This is a genomic window from Myxococcus xanthus (genome assembly GCF_013116825.1).
Lineage (GTDB): Bacteria > Myxococcota > Myxococcia > Myxococcales > Myxococcaceae > Myxococcus > Myxococcus xanthus_B.
On the sequence record NZ_JABFNS010000081.1, the window covers coordinates 15,159 to 34,773 of the forward strand.

A 19,615-nucleotide genomic window follows, 5' to 3' on the forward strand; every position below is an offset into this window, starting at 1 on the left:
GGGCCTTTTCTTTTCCTGGAGTCACCATGTCGCCCCAGCAGCCCCAGGCCTCGGCCCTGCTCGCCGAAGCCGCTGAAGTAAAGGACGCCCCCGCGCAGGACCTCCTCGCCTGGGCCGAGCGCCGCTTCGGCGCGCGCGCTGCCATCGCCTCCAGCTTCGGCGTGGAGGACATGGTCCTCATCGACCTGGCGCGCCAGCATGCGCCCAGCCTGCGCCTCTTCACGCTCGACACCGGACGCCTGCCCCCGGAGACGTACGAGCTCATGGAGGTGGTGCGTAGGCGCTACGGCGTCACCGTGGAGACGTACTTCCCCGAGCGCGCGCGCGTGGAGGCGCTGGAGTCCACGAGCGGCTACTTCTCCTTCCGCCAGAGCCTGGAGGCACGCAAGGCGTGCTGCGCCATCCGCAAGGTGGAGCCCCTGTCGCGCGCGCTCGCGGGCCAACAGGCATGGGTGACGGGATTGCGCCGTGAGCAGTCCGTCACCCGCACCGACGTGGCGACGCTGGAGGTGGACAGCGCGCATGGGCTGCTCAAGCTCAACCCGCTGGCCACGTGGAGCAGCCGGGACATCTGGGCCTACGTCCGGGAGAAGAGCGTGCCCTACAACGCGCTCCATGACCGTGGCTACCCGTCCATCGGCTGCGCGCCCTGCACGCGCGCGGTGAAACCCTACGAGGACGAGCGCGCGGGCCGCTGGTGGTGGGAGTCCGCGGAGAATCGCGAGTGCGGCCTCCACCCGGTCCGATGAAACGCGCCATGCCTTCACACGCCTTGGATTATCCCGTGTGCCTTCGACTCGAGGGACGCTCCGTCCTGCTGGTGGGCGGCGGCGCCATCGCGGAGGGCCGTGCCCTCGCGGTGCTCGACGCCGGCGCGCGGCTGCGTGTCATCGCACCGGAGGCCACCGCCACGCTGCGACGGCTCGCAGCCGATGGACGCCTGGAATGGCAGCCCCGTACCTACGAGGCCGGCGACGTGCGCGGCCATCACCTGGTGCTCGCGGCCACGGATGACGTGGCCGTGGGCCGGCAGGTGGCCGCCGAAGCCCGGGACCTGGGCCTGTGGGTCAATACCGCGGACGAACCGGCGCTGTGTGACTTCACCCTGCCCTCCGTCGGCAGGCGCGGGCCCATCACCGTCGCCGTGTCCTCGGCGGGGCGGGCCCCCGCGCTCGCCAGCCACCTGCGCAAGACGCTCACCGCCCAGGTGACGCGACACCACATCTGGCTGGCGCGACTCAGCGGCTGGCTCCGCGAACACCTGCCCCGAGGCGAAGCGCGCCAGCGGGTGCTGAAGCAGGTGGCGGTGGGAGACATCGGCGCGCTGCTGGAGCGAGGCGAGCGCAAGGCCGCCTGGGCTCGGCTCCGCACGGAATTGGAGCACTCGAAGATTCTTGGAGAGACACGATGAGAGAGCAGACGAGAGGCCGAGTGTTCCTGGTCGGCGCGGGTCCGGGAGACCCGGAGCTGTTGACCTTGCGCGCCGCGCGCGTGCTCCGGGAGGCGGACACCGTCGTTCATGACCGGTTGGTCCACCCTGGCGTGCTCGAGCATGCGCGCCCCCACGCACGGCTCATCTACGTGGGCAAGGAGGGCGGCGGAGACGCCGTGAGCCAGGAGGAGATTCACGTCATCCTCATCGCCCAGGCGATGCTGGGGCGCCGCGTGGTGCGGCTCAAGGGCGGTGACCCTTTCGTCTTCGGCCGCGGCGGCGAGGAAGCGCTCGCGCTGGAAGAGGCGGGCATCCCCTATGAAGTCGTCCCCGGCCTCACCGCGGGGACAGCCGTGCCCGCGGCGGCGGCCATTCCCGTCACGCACCGGGGTGTCTCCGGGGCGGTGACGTTCGCCACCGCATACCGAGGCGGCAGCGCGCCGGCCTGGGACTTCCTGGCGAAGGCCCAGACGCTGGTCCTCTACATGGCGGGCAGCCGGTTGGAGGAGACGGTGCGCGCGCTGGTCGGCGCGGGGCGCTCCGCGTCCACCCCGGCCGCCGTGGTGGAGGCGGGCACGTGGGAGCACCAACGGGTGGTGGAGGCTCCGCTGAGCCACATCGCCCAGGCGGCGACGCGTGACGCGCTCGGCTCGCCGTCGCTGCTCATCGTGGGCGAGGTCGTCTCGCTGCGCGGGCGCCTGCCTTCGCTGGTGGCGCAAGGAACCTCGGAGCATGGACACGCGCCAGCGCGCGTGGCGGAGGGCGGTCATGAGTGAGCACACGTTCGCGCGGGCGTCCCACCTGTCGGAGCTGGAAGCGGAGAGCATCCACATCCTCCGGGAGACAGTGGCCGAGTTCGCCAACCCGGTGATGCTCTACAGCATCGGCAAGGACTCCCAGGTCCTGCTGCACCTGGCGCGCAAGGCCTTCCACCCCGCGCCCCTGCCCTTCCCGCTGCTCCACGTGGACACCACCTGGAAGTTCCGGGACATGTATGCGTTCCGGGACGCCTTCGTGGCGCGCCACGGCCTGCGCCTCATCATCCACCGGAACCAGCGCGCGCTGGCCGAGGGCATCAACCCCTTCGACCACGGCAGCCAGAAGTACACCCACGCGATGAAGACGCAGGCGCTGCTGGAGGCGCTGGCGGCGCATGGCTTCGACGCGGCCTTCGGTGGCGCGCGGCGCGACGAGGAGAAGTCCCGCGCCAAGGAGCGGGTGTTCTCCTTCCGGGACCGGCACGGACAGTGGGACCCGCGCCGCCAGCGACCGGAGCTGTGGAACCTCTTCAACGGCCGCGTCGACGCGGGCGAGAGCATGCGCGTCTTCCCGCTATCCAACTGGACGGAGCTGGACGTGTGGCACTACGTGCTGCGCGAGCGCATCCCCGTGGTGCCGCTCTACTTCGCGGCGGAGCGCCCTGTCATTGACCGGAGCGGAACCCTGCTCATGGTGGATGACGAGCGCATGCGGCTGCGGCCCGGGGAGAAGCCCGAACTCCGTCGCGTGCGCTTCCGGACCCTGGGCTGCTACCCGCTCAGCGGCGCCATCGAGTCCTCCGCCACCACGGTGGAGACCGTCATCCACGAGATGGTGAACGCCCGCCAGTCCGAGCGGCAGGGCCGACTCATCGACCACGACGAAGAGGGCTCCATGGAGCTCAAGAAGCGCGAGGGCTACTTCTAATGGACACCGGCTTGCAGCAACTGCTCGACCAGCATGCCTCCCGGGAGCTGCTCCGGCTCGTCGTGGTCGGCTCCGTGGATGACGGGAAGTCCACCCTTATCGGCAGGCTCCTCTACGAGTGCGACGGGCTCTTCGAGGACCAGATCTCCGCCGTGCGGAAGGCCAGCGCGAAGCGGGCCGCCGCCGCCGTGTCCGTGCCCGCCGAGGTGCTGGTCCAGGGCCTGAAGGCCGCGTCCGGCGCGGACGCGGAGGAGCTGGACTTCTCCCTCTTCACCGACGGCCTGCGCGCCGAGCGCGAGCAGGGCATCACCATCGACGTTGCCTACCGCTACCTGAGCACCGCTCGGCGCAAGGTCATCGTCGCGGACACGCCGGGCCACATCCAGTACACGCGCAACATGGCCACCGGTGCCTCCACCGCGGACGCGGCGGTCATCCTGGTGGACGCGCGACTGGGCGTGCTGCCGCAGACGCGCCGCCACGCGTACATCGCCTCGTTGCTGGGCATCCCCTACCTGGCCGTGGCGGTGAACAAGATGGACCTCACGGGCTTCGACCGCGGCGCCTTCGAGCGCATCGGCGCCGAGCTGATGGACTTCGCCCACGCGCTCGGCTTCGAGGGCGTGCGGCTCTTCCCCGTCAGCGCCAGTCGCGGGGACAACATCACCCGGCCCAGCATCCGCACGCCCTGGCATGAAGGCGGCACCCTGCTCGCGTGGCTGGAGTCCCTGCCACACCAGCGCCGGCAGGACGACGCGCCCTTCCGCTTCCCCGTTCAGTACGTGCTCCGGCCCCACCAGGACTACCGAGGGCTGGCGGGACAGATTGCCTCCGGCACCGTCCGCGTCGGGGATGAAATCCAGGTCCATCCCTCCGGGCGGCGCACGCGCGTGGCGAGCATCGATACCTTCGATGGACCGCTGGAGGAGGCCGCGTCCCCCGCGTCCGTCACGCTGCGACTCGCGGACGAAGTGGACGCCAGCCGAGGCGACGTGCTGGCCCATGTGGACCAGCCGCCGCTGTCGCTCCACCAGTTCGACGCGATGCTCGTGTGGTTCGGAGAACAGCCGCTGGACTGCTCGCGCCGCTACCTGGTGAAGCAAGCCTCGCGGACCGCGCCCGCGCACATCGAGCGGGTGCTGTGGCGCAAGGAACTGGCGGACCTCTCCGAGCAACCCGCCGAGTCCCTGTCGCTCAACGACATCGGCCGGGTGCGAGTGGTGTGCCGTCGGCCGCTGCTGACCGACCCGTACCGCGACAACCGCCGCACGGGCGCCTTCATCGTCATCGACGCGCTCACGCACGACACAGTGGCCGCGGGCATGGTCCTGGGTCCCGTGGAGGAGTCAACGAAGGGCGAAATCGGCTCCTCGCTCGTCACGCAACCCGAGCGGCGGGGACGGCTGGGTCAGCCCGGCGCCATCGTCCTGCTGCCCGCCACGCCGGACGCGGGCTCACGCGCATTCCAGTTGGAGCGCCGGCTGTTCGACCTGGGCTGGCACGTCACCACCACCCCCGGTGACATAGAGGTCGCGCTGGCGCTCGCGGCGGCGGGATTGGTCGCCCTGGTCCACACCGACACGCCCCAGACACGCCGGGCCCTACGAGCGGAGGCCCGCGATGCCGGCGCCGCGTGGCTGGAGCTGGAAGGCACCGAGAACCTGGAGCAACACCTCGACCGGATCATCTCCCTGCGGGAGGCCACACGATGAACACATCCCCTGCCCCCCACGCGCCCCCGTTCATCAACGCGCTCCTGGGTGAGAACAAGAGTGCCCTGCTGCTCAAGCTCGTGGAGGGGATGGACGCCTCCGCCCTGCACTGGCTGAGCGGCTACACGGCGGGACTGGCCATCCGCGCGCCCCAGCCCACCGTCGTCCCCGTGACGCCCGTGCCCGTGGCCGCCCCCGCCGCTCACTTCACCATCATCTATGGGACGCAGACGGGTAACAGCCGACTCCTGGCCGAACGCCTCAAGCACCAGGTGGAGTCCGCCGGGCTCGCCGCGAGGCTGTTCCGGGCCAGCGACTATCCCGTGCGGGAGCTGGCCAAGGAGAAGCTGCTCTGCGTGGTCATCAGCACCCAGGGAGATGGCGACCCGCCGGACGACGCACGCGTCTTCTGTGAGTTCATCCTCGGCAAGCGCGCGCCTCGCATGGAGGGGCTGCGCTACGCCGTGCTGGGGCTGGGGGACTCCAGCTACCCGCGCTTCTGCGAGGTGGGTCGGGTGCTCGACGCCCGCTTCTCGGAGCTGGGCGCCAGCCGGCTGTTGGCGCGCGCCGATTGCGACGTGGACTTCGAGCCCGTGGCCAAGGGTTGGCTCGACCAGGCCTACACCCTGGCGCGCGAAGCGCTGACTCCGCAGGCGACGGTGACGGCCACTGTCGTGCCGCTGCGGGAGCCGAACGCCACGCCCGCGTTCACCAAGGAGGCGCCCTACACGGCGGAGGTGCTGCTCAATCAGCGCATCACCGCACGCGGCGCGCTCAAGGACGTTCGACACCTGGAGCTGTCGCTCGCGGGCTCCGGGCTGGAGTATGCCCCCGGCGACGCGCTGGGCGTGTGGCCCCACAATCCGCCGGAGCTGGTGGCGTCCTTCCTGTCCGAGCTGCACCTCGACGGAGAAGCGGCGGTCACCCGAGAGGGCCGCACGCTCCCGCTGGCGCGTTGGCTGAGTGACGAGCTGGAAATCACCAGGCTCAACCGCCCCTTCCTGGAGCGGCACGCCAGGCTGTCCGGCAGCGAGGCGCTGCACGAAGTGCTCGAACCGGGCCGCGCCGAGGCTTTCCGCGCGCTGCTGGCAGGGCATCAGGTCATCGACGTACTCCGCGCCCACAAGGCCACCTGGGAGGCCACTGAGCTGGTCCAGTCCCTGCGCCGGCTGACGCCCCGGTTGTACTCGATTGCCTCCAGCCCCAAGCGCGTGGGTGAAGAGGCCCACCTCACGGTGGCGGTGGTGGACTACACGGTGTTCGACCTGCGGCACTTCGGCGCGGCGTCGTACCACCTGGCCACGCGCACGGCCGGCACCGACACGGTCCGCGTCTTCATCGAGCCGAACGAACGCTTCCGCTTGCCGCAAGACGGCGACAAGGACGTGCTGATGATTGGCCCAGGCACTGGCGTGGCGCCCTTCCGGGCCTTCGTCCAGGAGCGCGCGGAGACCGGAGCGAAGGGCCGCAACTGGCTCTTCTTCGGTGAGCAGCACTTCCGCTCCCAGTTCCTCTACCAGACGGAGTGGCAGGAGGCCCTGAAGAAGCAGACGCTGCACCGGCTGTCACTCGCCTTCTCGCGGGACCGCGCACAGAAGGTCTACGTGCAGCACCGGCTGCGTGAGTCCGGACGTGACGTCTACGAATGGCTCGAAGGCGGCGCCCACCTCTACGTGTGCGGCGACGCCCAGCGCATGGCCCCGGATGTCCACGAGGCACTGGTGGACGTCGTCTCCACCCACGGCGGCAAGAGCCGCGAGGACGCGCACGCCTGGCTCGAATCCCTGCGCGAGCAGCGGCGCTACCTGCGCGACGTCTACTGACCCATTCCGATTGAGAACATCGACATGAGCTACCAGCCCAAGCCGCTCTCCGAAGTGGAGCACATCAAGTCCCAGAGCCGCCTGCTCCGGGGCAGTCTGGCGGAGAGCCTGGAGGACCCGGTGACGGGCGGCCTCGCCACGCCGGACACCAACCTCATCAAGTTCCACGGCAGCTATCAGCAGGACGACCGCGACCTGCGCGAGGAGCGGCGTCAGCAGAAGCTGGAGCCCGCCTACAGCTTCATGCTCCGCACCCGCCTGCCTGGAGGCGTGTGCACACCCGCCCAGTGGCTGGCGATGGACGCCCTGGCACGTGAGCACGCCAATCACACGCTGCGCATCACCACGCGGCAGGCCTTTCAGCTGCACGGCGTCATCAAGGAAGACCTCCGGCCCACCATCGCCCGCATCAACGAAGCGATGATGGACACGCTGGCCGCCTGCGGCGACGTGAACCGCAACGTGATGTGCAACCCCAATCCGGTGGACTCGAGCGTCCACGAGACGGTGTATCGGTGGGCGGTGCGCATCTCCGAGCACCTGCTGCCGAAGACGCGCGCCTACTACGAAGTCTGGCTGGGGAAGGAGAAGGTGGCCGGCGGAGAGGACGAGCCCATCTACGGCTCCACGTACCTGCCCCGGAAGTTCAAGGCCGCAGTGGCGGTGCCGCCCCTCAACGACGTGGATGTCTTCGCGCAAGACCTGGGCTTCATCGCCATCACCGAGGGCGACGCGCTCGTGGGCTTCAACGTCTCCGTGGGCGGCGGCATGGGCGCCACGCATGGTGACGCGGCCACCTACCCCCGGCTGGCGGACGTCGTCGGCTTCATCCCGCCAGAGCAGACGCTCGCCGTCGCCGAGGAGGTGGTGAAGATTCACCGCGACTTCGGGGACCGAACCAACCGCAAGCACGCGCGCCTGAAGTACGTCCTGGAGGAGCGCGGTGTGCCCTGGTTCACGGCGGAGCTGGAGAAGCGGCTCGGCTTCCCGCTCCAGCCGGCGCGCCCCTTCGCTTTCGAGCACAACGGAGACCGCTTCGGGTGGACGGAGGGCCATGACGGCCGGTGGCATCTCACGCTGCACCTGGACAGCGGCCGCGTGGCGGACCGGCCCGGCGCCACGCACTTGACGGGCTTGCGGGAAATCGCGCGCATCCACACCGGGGACTTCCGGCTCACGGCGAACCAGAACCTCGTCATCGCGGGTGTGACACCCGAGGCTCGCGACGCCATCGACGCGCTGGTGACGGAGCACGCGCTGGACAGCTTCCGCAGCGCCAGCCCGGTGCGTCGCAACGCGCTGGCGTGCGTGGCGCTGCCGACGTGCGGGCTCGCCATGGCGGAGGCGGAGCGCTACCTGCCCGCCTTCGTGGGACGGCTGGAGGACCGGCTGCGGGCGCATGGCCTGCAGGACGCCAACCTGCTGCTCCGCATCACCGGGTGCCCCAACGGCTGCGCGAGGCCGTACCTGGCGGAGGTGGGACTCGTGGGCAAGGCGCCGGGCCGCTACAACCTGCACCTGGGCGGAGACGCGCGAGGCCAGCGCCTCAGTCATCTCTACAGGGAGAACATCGACGAGGACGCCATCCTCGCCGCGCTGGAGCCATTGTTCGAAGGCTACGCACGCGAACGTCAGCCCGGTGAGGGCTTTGGCGACTTCGTGGTGCGCGCTGGCCACGTCCCCAGCCCAGCCGTTCAGGCTCGACCGGCCTGAGCCAACGCGGACCGCGCGCGTGTTCAATCGCCCGCGTCCCGCACCGCGGTGAGGAGCAGGTCGTACTTGCCGCCCAGGAAGGTACGGAAGCCGTGCTGGTGCAGATAGCGACGGTAGAAGGACAGGTCCTTCACCAGCAGCGACAGGTCGGGCTCGCGGAGGTTCCGCACCCGCGCGCCATAGACGACCTCACCATCCCGGAAGCGGGAATTCGGGAAGCCCAGCAGCAACGCCGAGCGGGGCTCCAGGTGCTCCTGCACCAGCCTGCGCAACAGCGCATGGTCGTCCACACCGGGGCTCTGCAGCGTGCCCACCGACACCACCAGGTGGAAGCGTCCCAGGTCCTCCGGCAGCGCGTTGAGGTCGGCGACAATGAAGCGGTGCCGCGCATCAGGGAAGCGGGCACGCGCCTCTTCGATGGCGCTGGCGCTGTGGTCCACCCCCACGAAGCGCACATCCGGGGCCTCCTCCAGCCACGAGAACGCCGCCAATTCATCCCCGCGGTTGACCCCCAGGTCGAGCACGCGGCCGGACTCCGGCAAACGGATGCGCCCAAGCGCTTCGAGCCACGGCAGCAGGAAGCCCGCGTCCTCCAGCTTGCGCAGGCGCGCGAACGCGGAGGCCGCGCCATAGCGTTCTTGCGGTGACACCGCTTCGTCCGCCTGCCCCCCCGCGTGCCAGGGCGCCTCGGGCCCCAGGCGCTCGAAGGTCAGCGCGATGTGCGTCGCATCCACCGCGCGGGGCGTGAGCAGGCGGCACGCCAGCCCCTCCGCCAGGTCGCACCAACTGCGCAGGGGCCGATGGAGCAGCGCGCCGGACGGGCCCACACGCTCGCCGGGGTAGCAACCCCTGCCCAGGTCCGGGTCTGGCACCTCGATGGTGACGGGCCCCGCACCGAGCGACGCCAGCAAGTGCCGATGGATGTGGGTCAGGGACTCGGCATGGAAGCGGCGAGGGTGCGCGGCGGACTCGGTGGGGCTCGACATGATGGCGCGGAGCCTAGCGCGGCGCCTGTCCTGTTCCATGGCTTCCGCGCCGGTGCCCAGCCGCCGCGAGCCCCACTGCGCGTCGCCCTGCTTGTAGAGCGGCGTGCCGGATTCTCGAACGTGTCCGGACTCGCCAAGTGGCGTGACAGCGAGTCACACACGCGTCGACCTTCCGTGACAGAGGTGGCTGGGGAAGTCCCGTGCGGGCAAGGCGTCCAGAGGGAGCCCAGCCCCACGCGGGCCCTGGCCTCGAGCTTGCTCAAGGGCCGCGTGTCACTCCTGAAACCAAAGGCACTCGGCCATGGCCACCCCACTCCGGAAGCACTTCTGGCTCGTCACCACGACATGCATCGCACTCGCCATGCTGCTCCTGGCGAGCACGACCAACCTGCTCGTGGAGTTCGCGTTCACTCCACGCATTTCAAACATGCGGGATGAGCAAGCCTCGCCAGCCGAGGCCGCCTCACGCCCCCGCGCGGCATTGGAAGGCAGTCGTCTGGCAAAGCTCACAGGACTGACCCTCGACAAATCGCCTGAGCAGACGCCGCCCTCGGGTGGCGGCACGGCCCTGAACACGTCCCTGCGGTTGAAGCTGCTCGGCACCCTGGTGGCGCATGACTCGCAGTGGTCGCTCGCCTCGATTGAGGACCTCGACGCGAAGCGCATCCGCAGCGTGATGACCGGTGACGACCTGCAGGGCGCTCGCGTCGTCTCCATCGAGCGCGAGCGCATCACCTTCCTGGTGGACGGCCGGGAGGAGTTCATCCGCGCCGGCCACCTTGGCGGCGTCTCACCCGCGCCCTTCCTGGCGAACGCCGCGCCCGCGCAGACGGGCATCCGCGCCGTGGGTGAGCACACCTATGAGGTGTCCCGTCGCGCTGTCGAAGACGCGCTTGCCAATATGGACGGACTGCTCACCCAGGCCCGAGTGGTGCCGGCCTTCCGCGACGGCAAGCCCCAGGGCTTCAAGGTCTTCTCCATCAAGAAGGGCTCCCTCTACGAGCAGCTCGGCATCCAGTCTGGTGACGTGCTCCGGCGCATCAATGGCGTCTCGCTCGACGCGCCCGACAGAGCCCTGGAGGCCTTCATGCTGCTAAGGGGCGCTTCGCACCTCGAGCTCGACATCGAGCGAGGAGGGAGTCCGGTCCGCAAGGTGTACGACGTGAGGTGATTGCCGTACGTCCCTTCAGCTCCGGGCCAGTGCCGCCGCGAGCCGGGGGAGCGCATCCCCTGCCCGTGCCTCCAGGTGCACGTCCGCGAGCTCCACGCCCCGGCACTCCCCCAGGTTGAGGATGGCGATGGGCATCCGGCGCTCGGACGCGCGCACCAGGAAGCGGTAGCCGGAGAAGATGGCCAGCGAAGAGCCCACCACCAGCAGCGCGTCGCCCTCCTCCAACAGGGCGAACGCCGACGCCACGGTGGGGACCGGCACGTTGTCGCCGAAGAAGACGACGTCCGGCTTGAGCGTGCCACCACACACCAGGCACGCAGGGACCTGGAAGGCCGACAGCTGCTCGGAGGTCAGGTCCGCGTCACCGTCCGGACGCAGCTCCAGCACCTCGAAGGAGAAGCCAGGGTTGAGCGACAGCAGCCGCGCCTGCAACGCCTCGCGCGCCTCCTGCGCGCCGCACGTCAGACACCGGACCTGGGCCAGCGCACCATGCAGCTCAATCACCCGCGAGCTGCCAGCGGCCTGGTGGAGCCCGTCCACGTTCTGGGTGATGAGGCCTCGGACATGGCCCGCCTGCTCCAGCTCCGCCAGCGCCGCGTGTGCCGCGTTGGGCCGGGCCGAGGAGAAGCGCGGCCAGCCCATCAGGCTCCGCGCCCAGTAGCGCGCCCGGACCTCGGGGCGCGTGAGGAACTCGCGATGCTGAATGGGATTGCGCGCCCGCGCCCGCGTCCCGGGCCCCCGATAGTCGGGGATGCCTGACTCGGTGCTGCACCCCGCCCCGGTGAGCACCACCGTATTGCGGCGCGTGAGCAATGAGACCAGCGCCTCCATGCTCGGAGCGAGGCTGGGGACAGGCAGGGCATCGTGCGGGGCAGTCATCGCGGCCTACATATTAACCGCGCGTCCCTGGCCGCGCCGGACGTCCAGTCTCGCCTGGGCGCTCCCGGGCGTACACCTGCCCCCACCCACTCGGGCAGGCATGCCCGCCAGCCTGGCCAGCGGGGTGCTCACGCGCCCCGGGCGGGAGACAGCCTGCGCAGGAACGGCGGCGCGACGAGGAAGATCAAGAGCAGCCGTCCCACCTGGACCGCCAGCACGACGGACAAAGTGGCACGCGTGCCCAGCGCGATGGCCAGCACGGAGTCGACGCCGCCCGGAGACGTCGCGAAGTAGGTGGTGAGCAGGTCCACGCCCGTGGCCGCGGACCAGCCCCACGCGAGCAGCAGACACCCCACCACCATCGCCACCGAGGCCGCCAGTGCGACGTGAGCGACGCGCTTCAGCTCCTGCACCGCCGAGGCATCGAACTGGCTGCCCACGCGCACGCCCAGCACCCACAAGGCCAACGGGAGGAGGCCCGGCGGCCACGCGCCCACCGGCAGGCCCAGCGCCGTGAGGGGGATGCCCAGCAACACGGGCCCCAGGAAGGCCCCGGCCGGCAGCTTCAAGCGCAGCCCCAGGAAACTGCCCACGGCGGACACTCCCGCCGTCGTCAGCCATGCCCACAGCGGTGGCGGCGAGCCCGGCAGGTCCGCCGCGCGGGCCACCGCCACGTCCGGCGTATCCCCCACCCACCGCCCCACCACCACTGCCACGAGAATCACGATGCACAGGCGCATGAACTGGAAGAGCGTCACCAGCCGCGCGTCCGCGCCCAGCTCATCGCTCAACGCCACCATCGCGGACGCGCCCCCCGGCATCAGCCCCAAGGTGGCGGTGCGCGAGTCCAGGTAGCCCAGCTTCGCGCACACCCACGCCACGCCCTGCGCCACGGCCACGACGCCCACCACGGCGCCCAGTGACACGCCCCAGCTGTCCGCGAGCGCGCTCCAGGCCTCCGGAGAGAAGGACGAACACAGCGCGCCCCCCAGCACCGAATGCGCCACCAGCAGCCCCCGGCGCGGCACCGGGACGTGCACGGACAGCGTCAGCGACGCGGCGATGGACACCACCATCGCCCCCAGCAACGCCCCGGCAGGCAGGTGGGCGAGCTCCGCGAGTCCAGCGGCGAGCAGCGTCGCCCCGGTGACGGCCACCACGCGGCGTGAGCGGCGTCCAGGCGCGGAGTCATTCGTCATCACGGCGCCGAACGTACCAATGAAGGATGGGACATGCGCCGGGTATCCGCCGAGGCGAGCCCCGCACGCTTACCCGTGCTAGACGCCGTCCTCATGCGACGCTGGCAATGGAAGTCCTTCCAGGCGCTGTCCCTCGACGAGCTGTACGACGTGCTCGCCCTGCGACAGGAAGTCTTCGTGGTGGAGCAGCGCTCCATCTACCAGGACGTGGACGGTTTCGACCGGAGCGCGGAACACCTGCTGCTCCACACGGAGTCGCAGGGTCCCCGGCTGCTCGCCGCGTACTTGAGGGTGCTGCCTCCCGGTGTGAAGTATCCCCAGGAGAGCAGCCTGGGCCGCGTGGTGACGTCGCCCCGCGCACGGGCCCAGGGGCTGGGGCGCGAACTGGTTGCGCGTGGCCTTGCCCGCCTGGACAGCCTGTACCCACAGGCCGCCGTCCACATCGGGGCCCAGCACTACCTCCAGCGCTTCTACGAAGACTTCGGCTTCCAGACGCAGGGCGACGTCTATGACGAGGACGGCATTCCCCACATCGACATGGTGCGGCCAGCGGGCGGAACGCGCTGACGCCGGGCAACGGCCTCGCGATGGGCGGAGAGCGCGAGGCCTGGCTGCGGCTGGGCATGGCGCTGCGGCACGCCCCCGCCACCCCGACGGCTGAGGCACAAAGGCTGGCGATGGGCCGACAACACTTCCTGGGCGCAGTCTGTCGCGTACCGCACGCGCCGGGGTGGCTGGGGTGGCCGGCAACTTCGCGGCCCCATGACGCCATGCGCGTCCATGGCTTTCCTGCGAAGCCATGAGCCAGTGCACCCACATCGTCGACAATCCCTTCACCGGAGACGTCGCCGCTTCGGTCGAGCCCACGTCGCCCGCGAAGCTGGACACCGTGCTGGAGCGAGCCCGCGCCGCGTCACGCGCGCTGCGCGCCCTGAGCGTGGCGGAGCGCGTGAAGCGGGTGCTGCGCGCGTGCGAGGCGATGGAGAAGAACGCCGACGCCATCGCACGGGACATCACCCGGCAGATGGGCAAGCCGCTGTCCCAGGCCCGGGGTGAGGTGGGCGGCATGGCGGGACGCCTGCGCCACATGGCCGCCATCGCCGAGGAATCCCTCGCGGACATCGTCCTGCCGCCCAAGGACGGCTTCGAGCGGAGGATCGCGAAGGAGCCGCTGGGCGTGGTGCTGGACCTGCCTGCCTGGAACTACCCACTCCTCACCGCGGTGAATGCCATCGCGCCCGCCGTGCTCGCGGGCAACGCGGTCATCGTGAAGCACTCGCCGCGCACCCCCCTGTGCGGTGGCCACTTCGCGCGCGCCTTCGCCGAAGCAGGCGCGCCCGACGGCGCGGTGCAGGCCATCTTCCTGGACTACCCGGGCACGGAGCAGCTCGTCGGTGACGCGCGTGTGGACCACGTCCTCTTCACGGGCTCGGTGCTCGGCGGCCACAGGATGCAGGCGGCCGCGCGCGAGCGATTCCTCCACATCGGCCTGGAGCTGGGCGGCAACGACCCGGCCTACGTCGCGCCGGACTGTGACTTCGACAAGGCGGTGGAGAACATCGTCGACGGTGCCATGTACAACGCGGGGCAGAGCTGCTGCGCCGTGGAGCGGGTGTACGTGCACCGCTCGCTGTACGAGCGCTTCATCGCCGCCGCGGAGCCACTCGTGCGCGCCTACGTGCTGGGCGACCCGGAGTCCGAGCAGACGACGATGGGCCCCATCGCCCAGCCCTGGCACCCCGCCGAGTTGCAGTCCTTCGTCCAGGACGCCACGAGCCTGGGTGCACGGCTCGTCACGGGTGGCCGCGCGGCACAGGTGGAAGGACGGGGCCGGTTCTTCGAGCCCACCCTGCTCCGCGACGTGAGCCCCCAGGCGCGGCTGATGCGCGAAGAGTCCTTCGGGCCGCTGCTGCCCATCGCGCCGGTGGACTCGGACGAGGAGGCCCTGGCGCTGATGAATGCCTCGCGGCTGGGCCTCACCGCGAGCGTGTGGACGTCCGACCGGGAGCGCGCGGACCGGCTGGCGCGGCAACTGGAAGCGGGCACCGTCTACATGAACCGCTGTGACGCGCTGGACCCCGCGCTGCCATGGAGCGGCGTGAAGGACTCCGGACGCGGCGTGACGCTGAGCGCGCTGGGCTTCGACGCCCTGACGCGGCCCAAGGCGCTCCACTACCGCCTGCGCTTCTGACGCGCGGCTACAGCTTGCGCAGCCTCACCCGCTTCACCTTGTGGTCGGGGCCCTTGAGGAGGATGAGGCGCGCGCGCGAACGGGTGGGCGCGATGTTCTGGGCCAGGTTGGGCCCGTTGATTTCGCCCCACACCGACTCGGCGACCTGAATCGCCTGCTCGTGGTTCAGCTCGGAGAAGCGGCGGAAGTAGCTGCGCTCGTCGCGAAACGCCGTCTGCTGGAGCTTGAGGAAACGGTTGACGTACCAGCGGCGGATGTCGTGCTCGTGCGCGTCCACGTAGATGGAGAAGTCGAAGAAGTCGGAGAGGAACGTCGCCGGCATCTGCTTCCCCTCCTGTGCCCCGGCCTGGAGGACGTTGAGCCCTTCCAGGATGAGGATGTCGGGCTGGCGGACCACCTGCGCCTCGCCAGGCACCACGTCGTAGACGAGGTGCGAGTACACCGGCGCCGCCACCTCCGCCCGTCCGGCCTTCAACTCCGCCAGGAAGCGCACCAGCGCGCGCCGGTCGTAGCTCTCCGGGAAGCCCTTGCGCTTCATCAAGTCGCGCTCGGTGAGGACATCGTTGGGGAAGAGGAACCCGTCCGTCGTCACCAACTCCACGCGCGGGTGGTCCGGCCACCGCTTCAGCAGCGCCTGGAGGATGCGCGCCGTCGTGCTCTTGCCCACCGCCACGCTCCCGGCGATGGCGATGATGTACGGCACCTTCTGCGCCGAACCTCCCAGGAAGGCTTGCTGCTCCGTCCACAGCCGCTGCGCCGCGGCCACCTGCAGGTTCAGCAACCGGGACAAGGGCAGGTAGACGTCCACCACCTCGTCCAGGTCGAGGTGCTCTCCCAGGCCCCGCAGGCCGTCAATGTCCTCGGACTTCAGCGGCAGAGGCGTTGCGGCACGCAGCGCCCGCCAGGCCTCCCGTTCCAGGTCGATGAACATGGATGGGGACAGACCGCTGGCTAGGGCCATGGATTCCACTCCAGGAGATGAACATCCTAGCCGCCGCGTAGCACAGCCGAGACGTTCACGCTCGGACGTTCAGGTGCCAGCCGCGGGATCCCACCCGTAGAAGCGCTTCAGCTCCTCATAGAGATCCGGCGTCTTCTCCTGCATTTGCTGGGGTTTCTCGAAAAACGACTCGGTGGCCACCGCGAAGAACTCGGCCTCGTTGAGCCCACCGTAGTCATCCAGCACCTGCCGCTCCCGGCGCTGGCCCTGCTGAAGCTTGTGGAAGTGCTCGCTCATCACCGCGCTCCAGGCCCGGTAATGCGAATACGCGCGCAGGTTGGGCGTGCCATCGAAGGCGCCGTCGGCCCGGTCCAACACGTGGGCGAACTCATGCGTGGCGGTGTCGTGACCATCGCCCGGGTTGCGCAGCCCCGCGAGCACCGACTCCCACGAGAGGATGACGGAGCCCCAGTTCTTCGCCTCGCCCAGCACCCCTCCCGTGCGGTCGGGGATTCGGAAGGCGCTGGGATAGACGATGACCTCCCGCAGCCGGTCGTAATACGACAGGCCCAGGTGCACCACGAGCTGCACCGCGGTGGCGGAAATCACCACGCGAATCTCGTCGGTGACCTCCAGGCCGCCGGCGCCGATGAACTCCTTCTCCCACGCGAACACCTTGAGCTTGTCCAGAAAGGACTGCCGCAGCTCCGGAGGGAGGGTGCGGAAGAAGGGCACGCGCGCGTCGAGGTAGCCCAGCCAGGCCTCCGGAAAGGGGCGGCGAAGCAGTCGCCGACGCCGGAACTGGCGGATGAAGGAGAACATGCGCCCTGGCATAGCAGACGTGCACGGCGCGAGGAGCACCTCCCGGGACGAAACTGGAGGTAGATTGCGCCTGACGGGCGCGGCCGGCAGCCCCTTTCACGGACGTGCAACGAGTGATGAGCAGACGCGTATGGGTTCGATGCGCGGCGCTGGGGCTGAGCCTCCTGGCGTCCCAGGCACCGGCGCAAATCACGGAGTCAGATCCGGTCGTCGATGAAGTGGTGGTCCGCGGCCCGGAGAAGACCCAGCCGGACACGGTGCGCGCCTATGCGCGTGTGGGGGAAGGAGACCCGCTCACGCTCGAGGACCTGGCCAAGGTCGAGCGACGGCTGGTCGCCACGGGCCTCTTCCAGGAGGTGAAGGTCCGCTACGAGCCCTCCGGGCCGGGCCGGGTGCGGCTGATTCTGGAGGTGGAGGACAAGGCATCCTGGGTGGTGGCGCCCACCTTCGTGCTGCAATCCGACAACGTCGGCGGCGGCGTGCTGTACGCGGAGAACAACCTCTGGGGCCGCAGCAAGAAGTTCGCGACCGCGGCCCAGGTGAGCACGGCGGAGAGCGGCATCTTCGCGGGCTTCCTGGACCCGAACCTCTTCGGGCTGCCCCAGCTGCGCTTCAGCCTGGAAGGCCAGCTTCGCAGCGACCGGGTAGACGAGTACCAGGCCGGCTCCGGTCAGCGGCGCCCAGAGGTGGTGCGACGGACGCGGATGAACTCCGCGTCCATCGCCGGAGAGCTGGGCTTCCTGCTGTTCGAGCGCGTCCGCGCGGCGGCCAAGTACCGGCTGATGTCCATCGACGCGAAGTCCCCCGACACCTCCGAGGAGGTGACGACGCCCGCGTTCGCCCTGGGCCCGTCGCAGCAGGATGCGTCCCTGCGGCTGATGGTGGGCATCGACACGCGGCAGAACCTGCACGCGGTGATGGAGGGCCTCAACCTGGAGGCTTCCTACGAGCGCTCCAATCCCGGCGTCGGCAGTGACTTCCGCTACGAGCGCTTCGGACTGCTGTACCGCCATGGCCTGCGGCTGGTGGGTGAACACAACCTGGTGCTGCGCGGCGAGGCCGTGGCGGGCGTGGACCTGCCCTTCCATCAGGAGTTCGTGATGGGCGGCAATTCACTGCGCGGCTTCGTCTACCGCCAGTTCCGGGGCGACACGCGCCTGTCCTTCACCGCCGAGTACCACTTCCCCCTCTTCACGGTGAGCCCGCTGTCCTTCCGCGGCGTCGCCTTCTCCGACACGGGGATGATGATGTGGCGCAAGCTGCCCGGTGACCGGGAGCTGCGAGACGTCAATGGGCGCGTGGTGCGCAGCTACCTGCCCGACGCGGAAGACGGGCTGGGCAACGCCACGGTGGCCCAGGGCGTGGGCGCCGGCCTGCGGCTGTACCTGCGCAACATCGTGCTGCCCCTGGTGGGCGTGGACGCGGCCTACAGCGTCAACTCGGGCGAGTTCCGCTTCTATCTGGTGGCGGGGGTGAATCCGTCCTAGGGACGACACGTCAGGCGGCCCCGCGGTGGGGCGTCGGGTGCGGCGCGCCAGGCCTCCATGTCATGAGGACATGCGCGTCTCCCCTCCCCGCTTCCCACGAGTCCGCCATGTCCGACGAACGCTTCACGACCAGCCGCGAGGTCTACCACCGCATCCAGTGGGACCCGCGGTTCGACCCACGCGAGTTCACCATCGGCTACGACGCCCATGGAGAGACGCGCGAGGAGATGCCGTTCGCGGCCTTCGTTCCGGACGGCGAGATTCCCTGGCACCGCGTCTGGTACTTCAAGCGGGGCCACCAGGTGGTCTGGGACCGCGAGCAGCGCTTGGACCTGCTGGATTCGCCGCAACCTCCGCCCGGGTAGCAGGTTGAAGGGAGCAGATGCGAAGATGACGAGCATGCTGAGAACGCTGCTGGTCGTCCTTGGAGTCGTCCTGGCTGCCTGTGGTGAATCGGACGCGCCCACCCCGGATGGAGGCGCGTCTCCACCCGCCCCCGACGCGGGCGTTCCCCAGCCCGACGCGGGGAGCCCTCTGGACGATGCCGGAACCCGGGAGCCGGACGCCGGCTCGCCGTGGGCCCCGGTGACCGCCTTGCTGGAGGCACGCGTCGCCGAGGCGGGTGCCTCCGTCCCGGGGCTGGGCCTCGCGGTGTACGACGCGCAGGACCGGAAGGTGTACGAGCACATCGTCGGGGACTTCGCGCCGGACCGGCGGGTGGCGGTGGCCTCCGCGTCGAAGATGGTGTCCGGCACCCTCCTCTTCGAGCTCATCCGCCAGGGGCATCTCTCGTTGGACTCCACCACGGGCCAGGTGCTCGGCTGGACGGGGAACAAGGCGGGAATCACCCTGCGCCACCTGCTCTCCTTCACGTCGGGACTGCAGCCCTCGCACCTCTGCACGCTCCAATCCGGCATCACCCTGGCGGACTGTGTCGCCAGCATCGCCCAGACCCCACAGGTCGCGGCTCCCGGGGCGCGCTTCGACTACGGCAGCACGCACTTGCAAGTCGCCGCGCGCATGGCGGAGGTGCGCACGGGCAAGCCGTGGAACGCCCTCTTCACCGAGACGCTGGCCCAGCCGCTGGGCCTGCCTTCAGGCGTCACCTACTTCACCGCGCCCAATCACCCGCTGGGCACCACCAATCCCCTGGTGGCGGGCGGGCTGCGCGCGTCCATGAACGAGTACGCGCCCCTGCTGGCGCTCGTCTTCCACCGAGGCACGCATGCCGGTGGTGTCGTGGGCACGCCGGAGCTCTTCGATGCACAGGCCGTCGAGCCCTTCCCTGACGTCGTCGTCGGCAATTCGCCAGCGGCGGACATGGGCCTGGACCTCCGCTATGGCCTGACGGCGTGGCTGGAGTGCCCCACGCCCGCGCAGGGCTGCGCCGTCATCAGCTCGCCAGGGGCGTTCGGATGGACGCCCTGGGTGGACCGGGAGGCGGGCTACTACGCCGTCCTCGGGATGCACCTCCAGCGGGATGACCCGGGCGCGGGCGTCGTCAGCTTCGCGATGCGCCTCTCCTCGGAGGTGAGGCCCCTCATCCAGGCGGCGCTGGCCCCCTGAAACGGCGG

At 70.0% G+C, this 19,615-nt stretch carries 18 protein-coding genes; 13 read left to right on the plus strand and 5 right to left on the minus strand.

Annotated elements, in window-relative coordinates:
* The first annotated feature begins 26 nt into the window (after positions 1–26).
* From HNV26_RS22705 to cysI, 7 genes are read left to right on the plus strand one after another with little or no spacing between them, the layout of a single operon-like run.
* Positions 27–749 carry a phosphoadenylyl-sulfate reductase gene (locus tag HNV26_RS22705; RefSeq protein WP_171440798.1) on the plus strand — a complete coding sequence of 241 codons (723 nt, stop codon included), beginning with the start codon at positions 27–29 and terminating at the stop codon, positions 747–749.
* The gene (locus HNV26_RS22710; RefSeq protein WP_171440799.1) at positions 746–1,411 is read left to right on the plus strand and encodes a precorrin-2 dehydrogenase/sirohydrochlorin ferrochelatase family protein; all 666 of its coding nucleotides are present in this window, start codon (positions 746–748) and stop codon (positions 1,409–1,411) included. The genes HNV26_RS22705 and HNV26_RS22710 overlap by 4 nt, the downstream gene beginning before the upstream one ends.
* On the plus strand, positions 1,408–2,208 hold the full coding sequence (gene cobA / locus HNV26_RS22715) for a uroporphyrinogen-III C-methyltransferase (protein WP_171440800.1): 801 nt from the start codon (positions 1,408–1,410) through the stop codon (positions 2,206–2,208). Before HNV26_RS22710 ends, cobA begins: the two co-directional genes overlap by 4 nt.
* A complete protein-coding gene (gene cysD / locus HNV26_RS22720; protein ID WP_171440801.1) occupies positions 2,201–3,118 on the plus strand; it encodes a sulfate adenylyltransferase subunit CysD in 918 nt (305 codons plus the stop codon). Before cobA ends, cysD begins: the two co-directional genes overlap by 8 nt.
* Positions 3,118–4,830 (plus strand): sulfate adenylyltransferase subunit 1, encoded by a 1,713-nt coding sequence (locus tag HNV26_RS22725; protein WP_171440802.1) that lies wholly within the window; start codon positions 3,118–3,120, stop codon positions 4,828–4,830. The genes cysD and HNV26_RS22725 overlap by 1 nt, the downstream gene beginning before the upstream one ends.
* Entirely contained in the window at positions 4,827–6,653 is a 1,827-nt protein-coding gene (locus tag HNV26_RS22730; protein ID WP_171440803.1) for an assimilatory sulfite reductase (NADPH) flavoprotein subunit, read from the plus strand. Before HNV26_RS22725 ends, HNV26_RS22730 begins: the two co-directional genes overlap by 4 nt.
* A 24-nt stretch (positions 6,654–6,677) precedes the next feature.
* Positions 6,678–8,366 (plus strand): assimilatory sulfite reductase (NADPH) hemoprotein subunit, encoded by a 1,689-nt coding sequence (gene cysI / locus HNV26_RS22735; protein WP_171440804.1) that lies wholly within the window; start codon positions 6,678–6,680, stop codon positions 8,364–8,366.
* Positions 8,367–8,389: 23 nt separating this feature from the next.
* On the opposite strand, the gene HNV26_RS22740 is transcribed toward cysI, so the two are convergent.
* Positions 8,390–9,352, minus strand: a complete 963-nt coding sequence (locus tag HNV26_RS22740; RefSeq protein WP_171440805.1) for a class I SAM-dependent methyltransferase — start codon at positions 9,350–9,352, stop codon at positions 8,390–8,392.
* 301 nt (positions 9,353–9,653) lie between these two features.
* Between HNV26_RS22740 and gspC the strand changes: the two genes are divergently transcribed.
* On the plus strand, positions 9,654–10,523 hold the full coding sequence (gene gspC / locus HNV26_RS22745) for a type II secretion system protein GspC (protein ID WP_171440806.1): 870 nt from the start codon (positions 9,654–9,656) through the stop codon (positions 10,521–10,523).
* 15 nt (positions 10,524–10,538) lie between these two features.
* On the opposite strand, the gene HNV26_RS22750 is transcribed toward gspC, so the two are convergent.
* Positions 10,539–11,402, minus strand: coding sequence for an NAD-dependent protein deacetylase (locus tag HNV26_RS22750; protein ID WP_171440807.1), 864 nt, complete (start codon positions 11,400–11,402; stop codon positions 10,539–10,541).
* Between the two features lie 128 nt (positions 11,403–11,530).
* Positions 11,531–12,601 (minus strand): AbrB family transcriptional regulator, encoded by a 1,071-nt coding sequence (locus HNV26_RS22755; RefSeq protein ID WP_216612623.1) that lies wholly within the window; start codon positions 12,599–12,601, stop codon positions 11,531–11,533.
* Between the two features lie 93 nt (positions 12,602–12,694).
* Between HNV26_RS22755 and HNV26_RS22760 the strand changes: the two genes are divergently transcribed.
* Positions 12,695–13,168, plus strand: coding sequence for a GNAT family N-acetyltransferase (locus HNV26_RS22760; RefSeq protein WP_171440809.1), 474 nt, complete (start codon positions 12,695–12,697; stop codon positions 13,166–13,168).
* A gap of 232 nt (positions 13,169–13,400) precedes the next feature.
* Positions 13,401–14,792 carry an aldehyde dehydrogenase family protein gene (locus HNV26_RS22765; RefSeq protein WP_171440810.1) on the plus strand — a complete coding sequence of 464 codons (1,392 nt, stop codon included), beginning with the start codon at positions 13,401–13,403 and terminating at the stop codon, positions 14,790–14,792.
* 7 nt (positions 14,793–14,799) lie between these two features.
* On the opposite strand, the gene coaA is transcribed toward HNV26_RS22765, so the two are convergent.
* Positions 14,800–15,753, minus strand: coding sequence for a type I pantothenate kinase (gene coaA, locus HNV26_RS22770; protein WP_171440811.1), 954 nt, complete (start codon positions 15,751–15,753; stop codon positions 14,800–14,802).
* 69 nt (positions 15,754–15,822) lie between these two features.
* Positions 15,823–16,554: a M90 family metallopeptidase gene (locus tag HNV26_RS22775; protein WP_171440812.1), complete on the minus strand. Its 732-nt coding sequence runs from the start codon at positions 16,552–16,554 to the stop codon at positions 15,823–15,825.
* Between the two features lie 116 nt (positions 16,555–16,670).
* Between HNV26_RS22775 and HNV26_RS22780 the strand changes: the two genes are divergently transcribed.
* The 3 genes from HNV26_RS22780 (at position 16,671) to HNV26_RS22790 (ending at position 19,607) form a co-directional block, all read left to right on the plus strand.
* Positions 16,671–18,041: a BamA/TamA family outer membrane protein gene (locus tag HNV26_RS22780; protein WP_171440813.1), complete on the plus strand. Its 1,371-nt coding sequence runs from the start codon at positions 16,671–16,673 to the stop codon at positions 18,039–18,041.
* A 107-nt stretch (positions 18,042–18,148) separates the two neighbouring features.
* Complete coding sequence (locus HNV26_RS22785) at positions 18,149–18,406, plus strand: DUF504 domain-containing protein (RefSeq protein WP_171440814.1); 258 nt, start codon at positions 18,149–18,151, stop codon at positions 18,404–18,406.
* A 25-nt stretch (positions 18,407–18,431) separates the two neighbouring features.
* Positions 18,432–19,607 (plus strand): serine hydrolase domain-containing protein, encoded by a 1,176-nt coding sequence (locus tag HNV26_RS22790; RefSeq protein ID WP_253816924.1) that lies wholly within the window; start codon positions 18,432–18,434, stop codon positions 19,605–19,607.
* Positions 19,608–19,615: the final 8 nt, after the last annotated feature.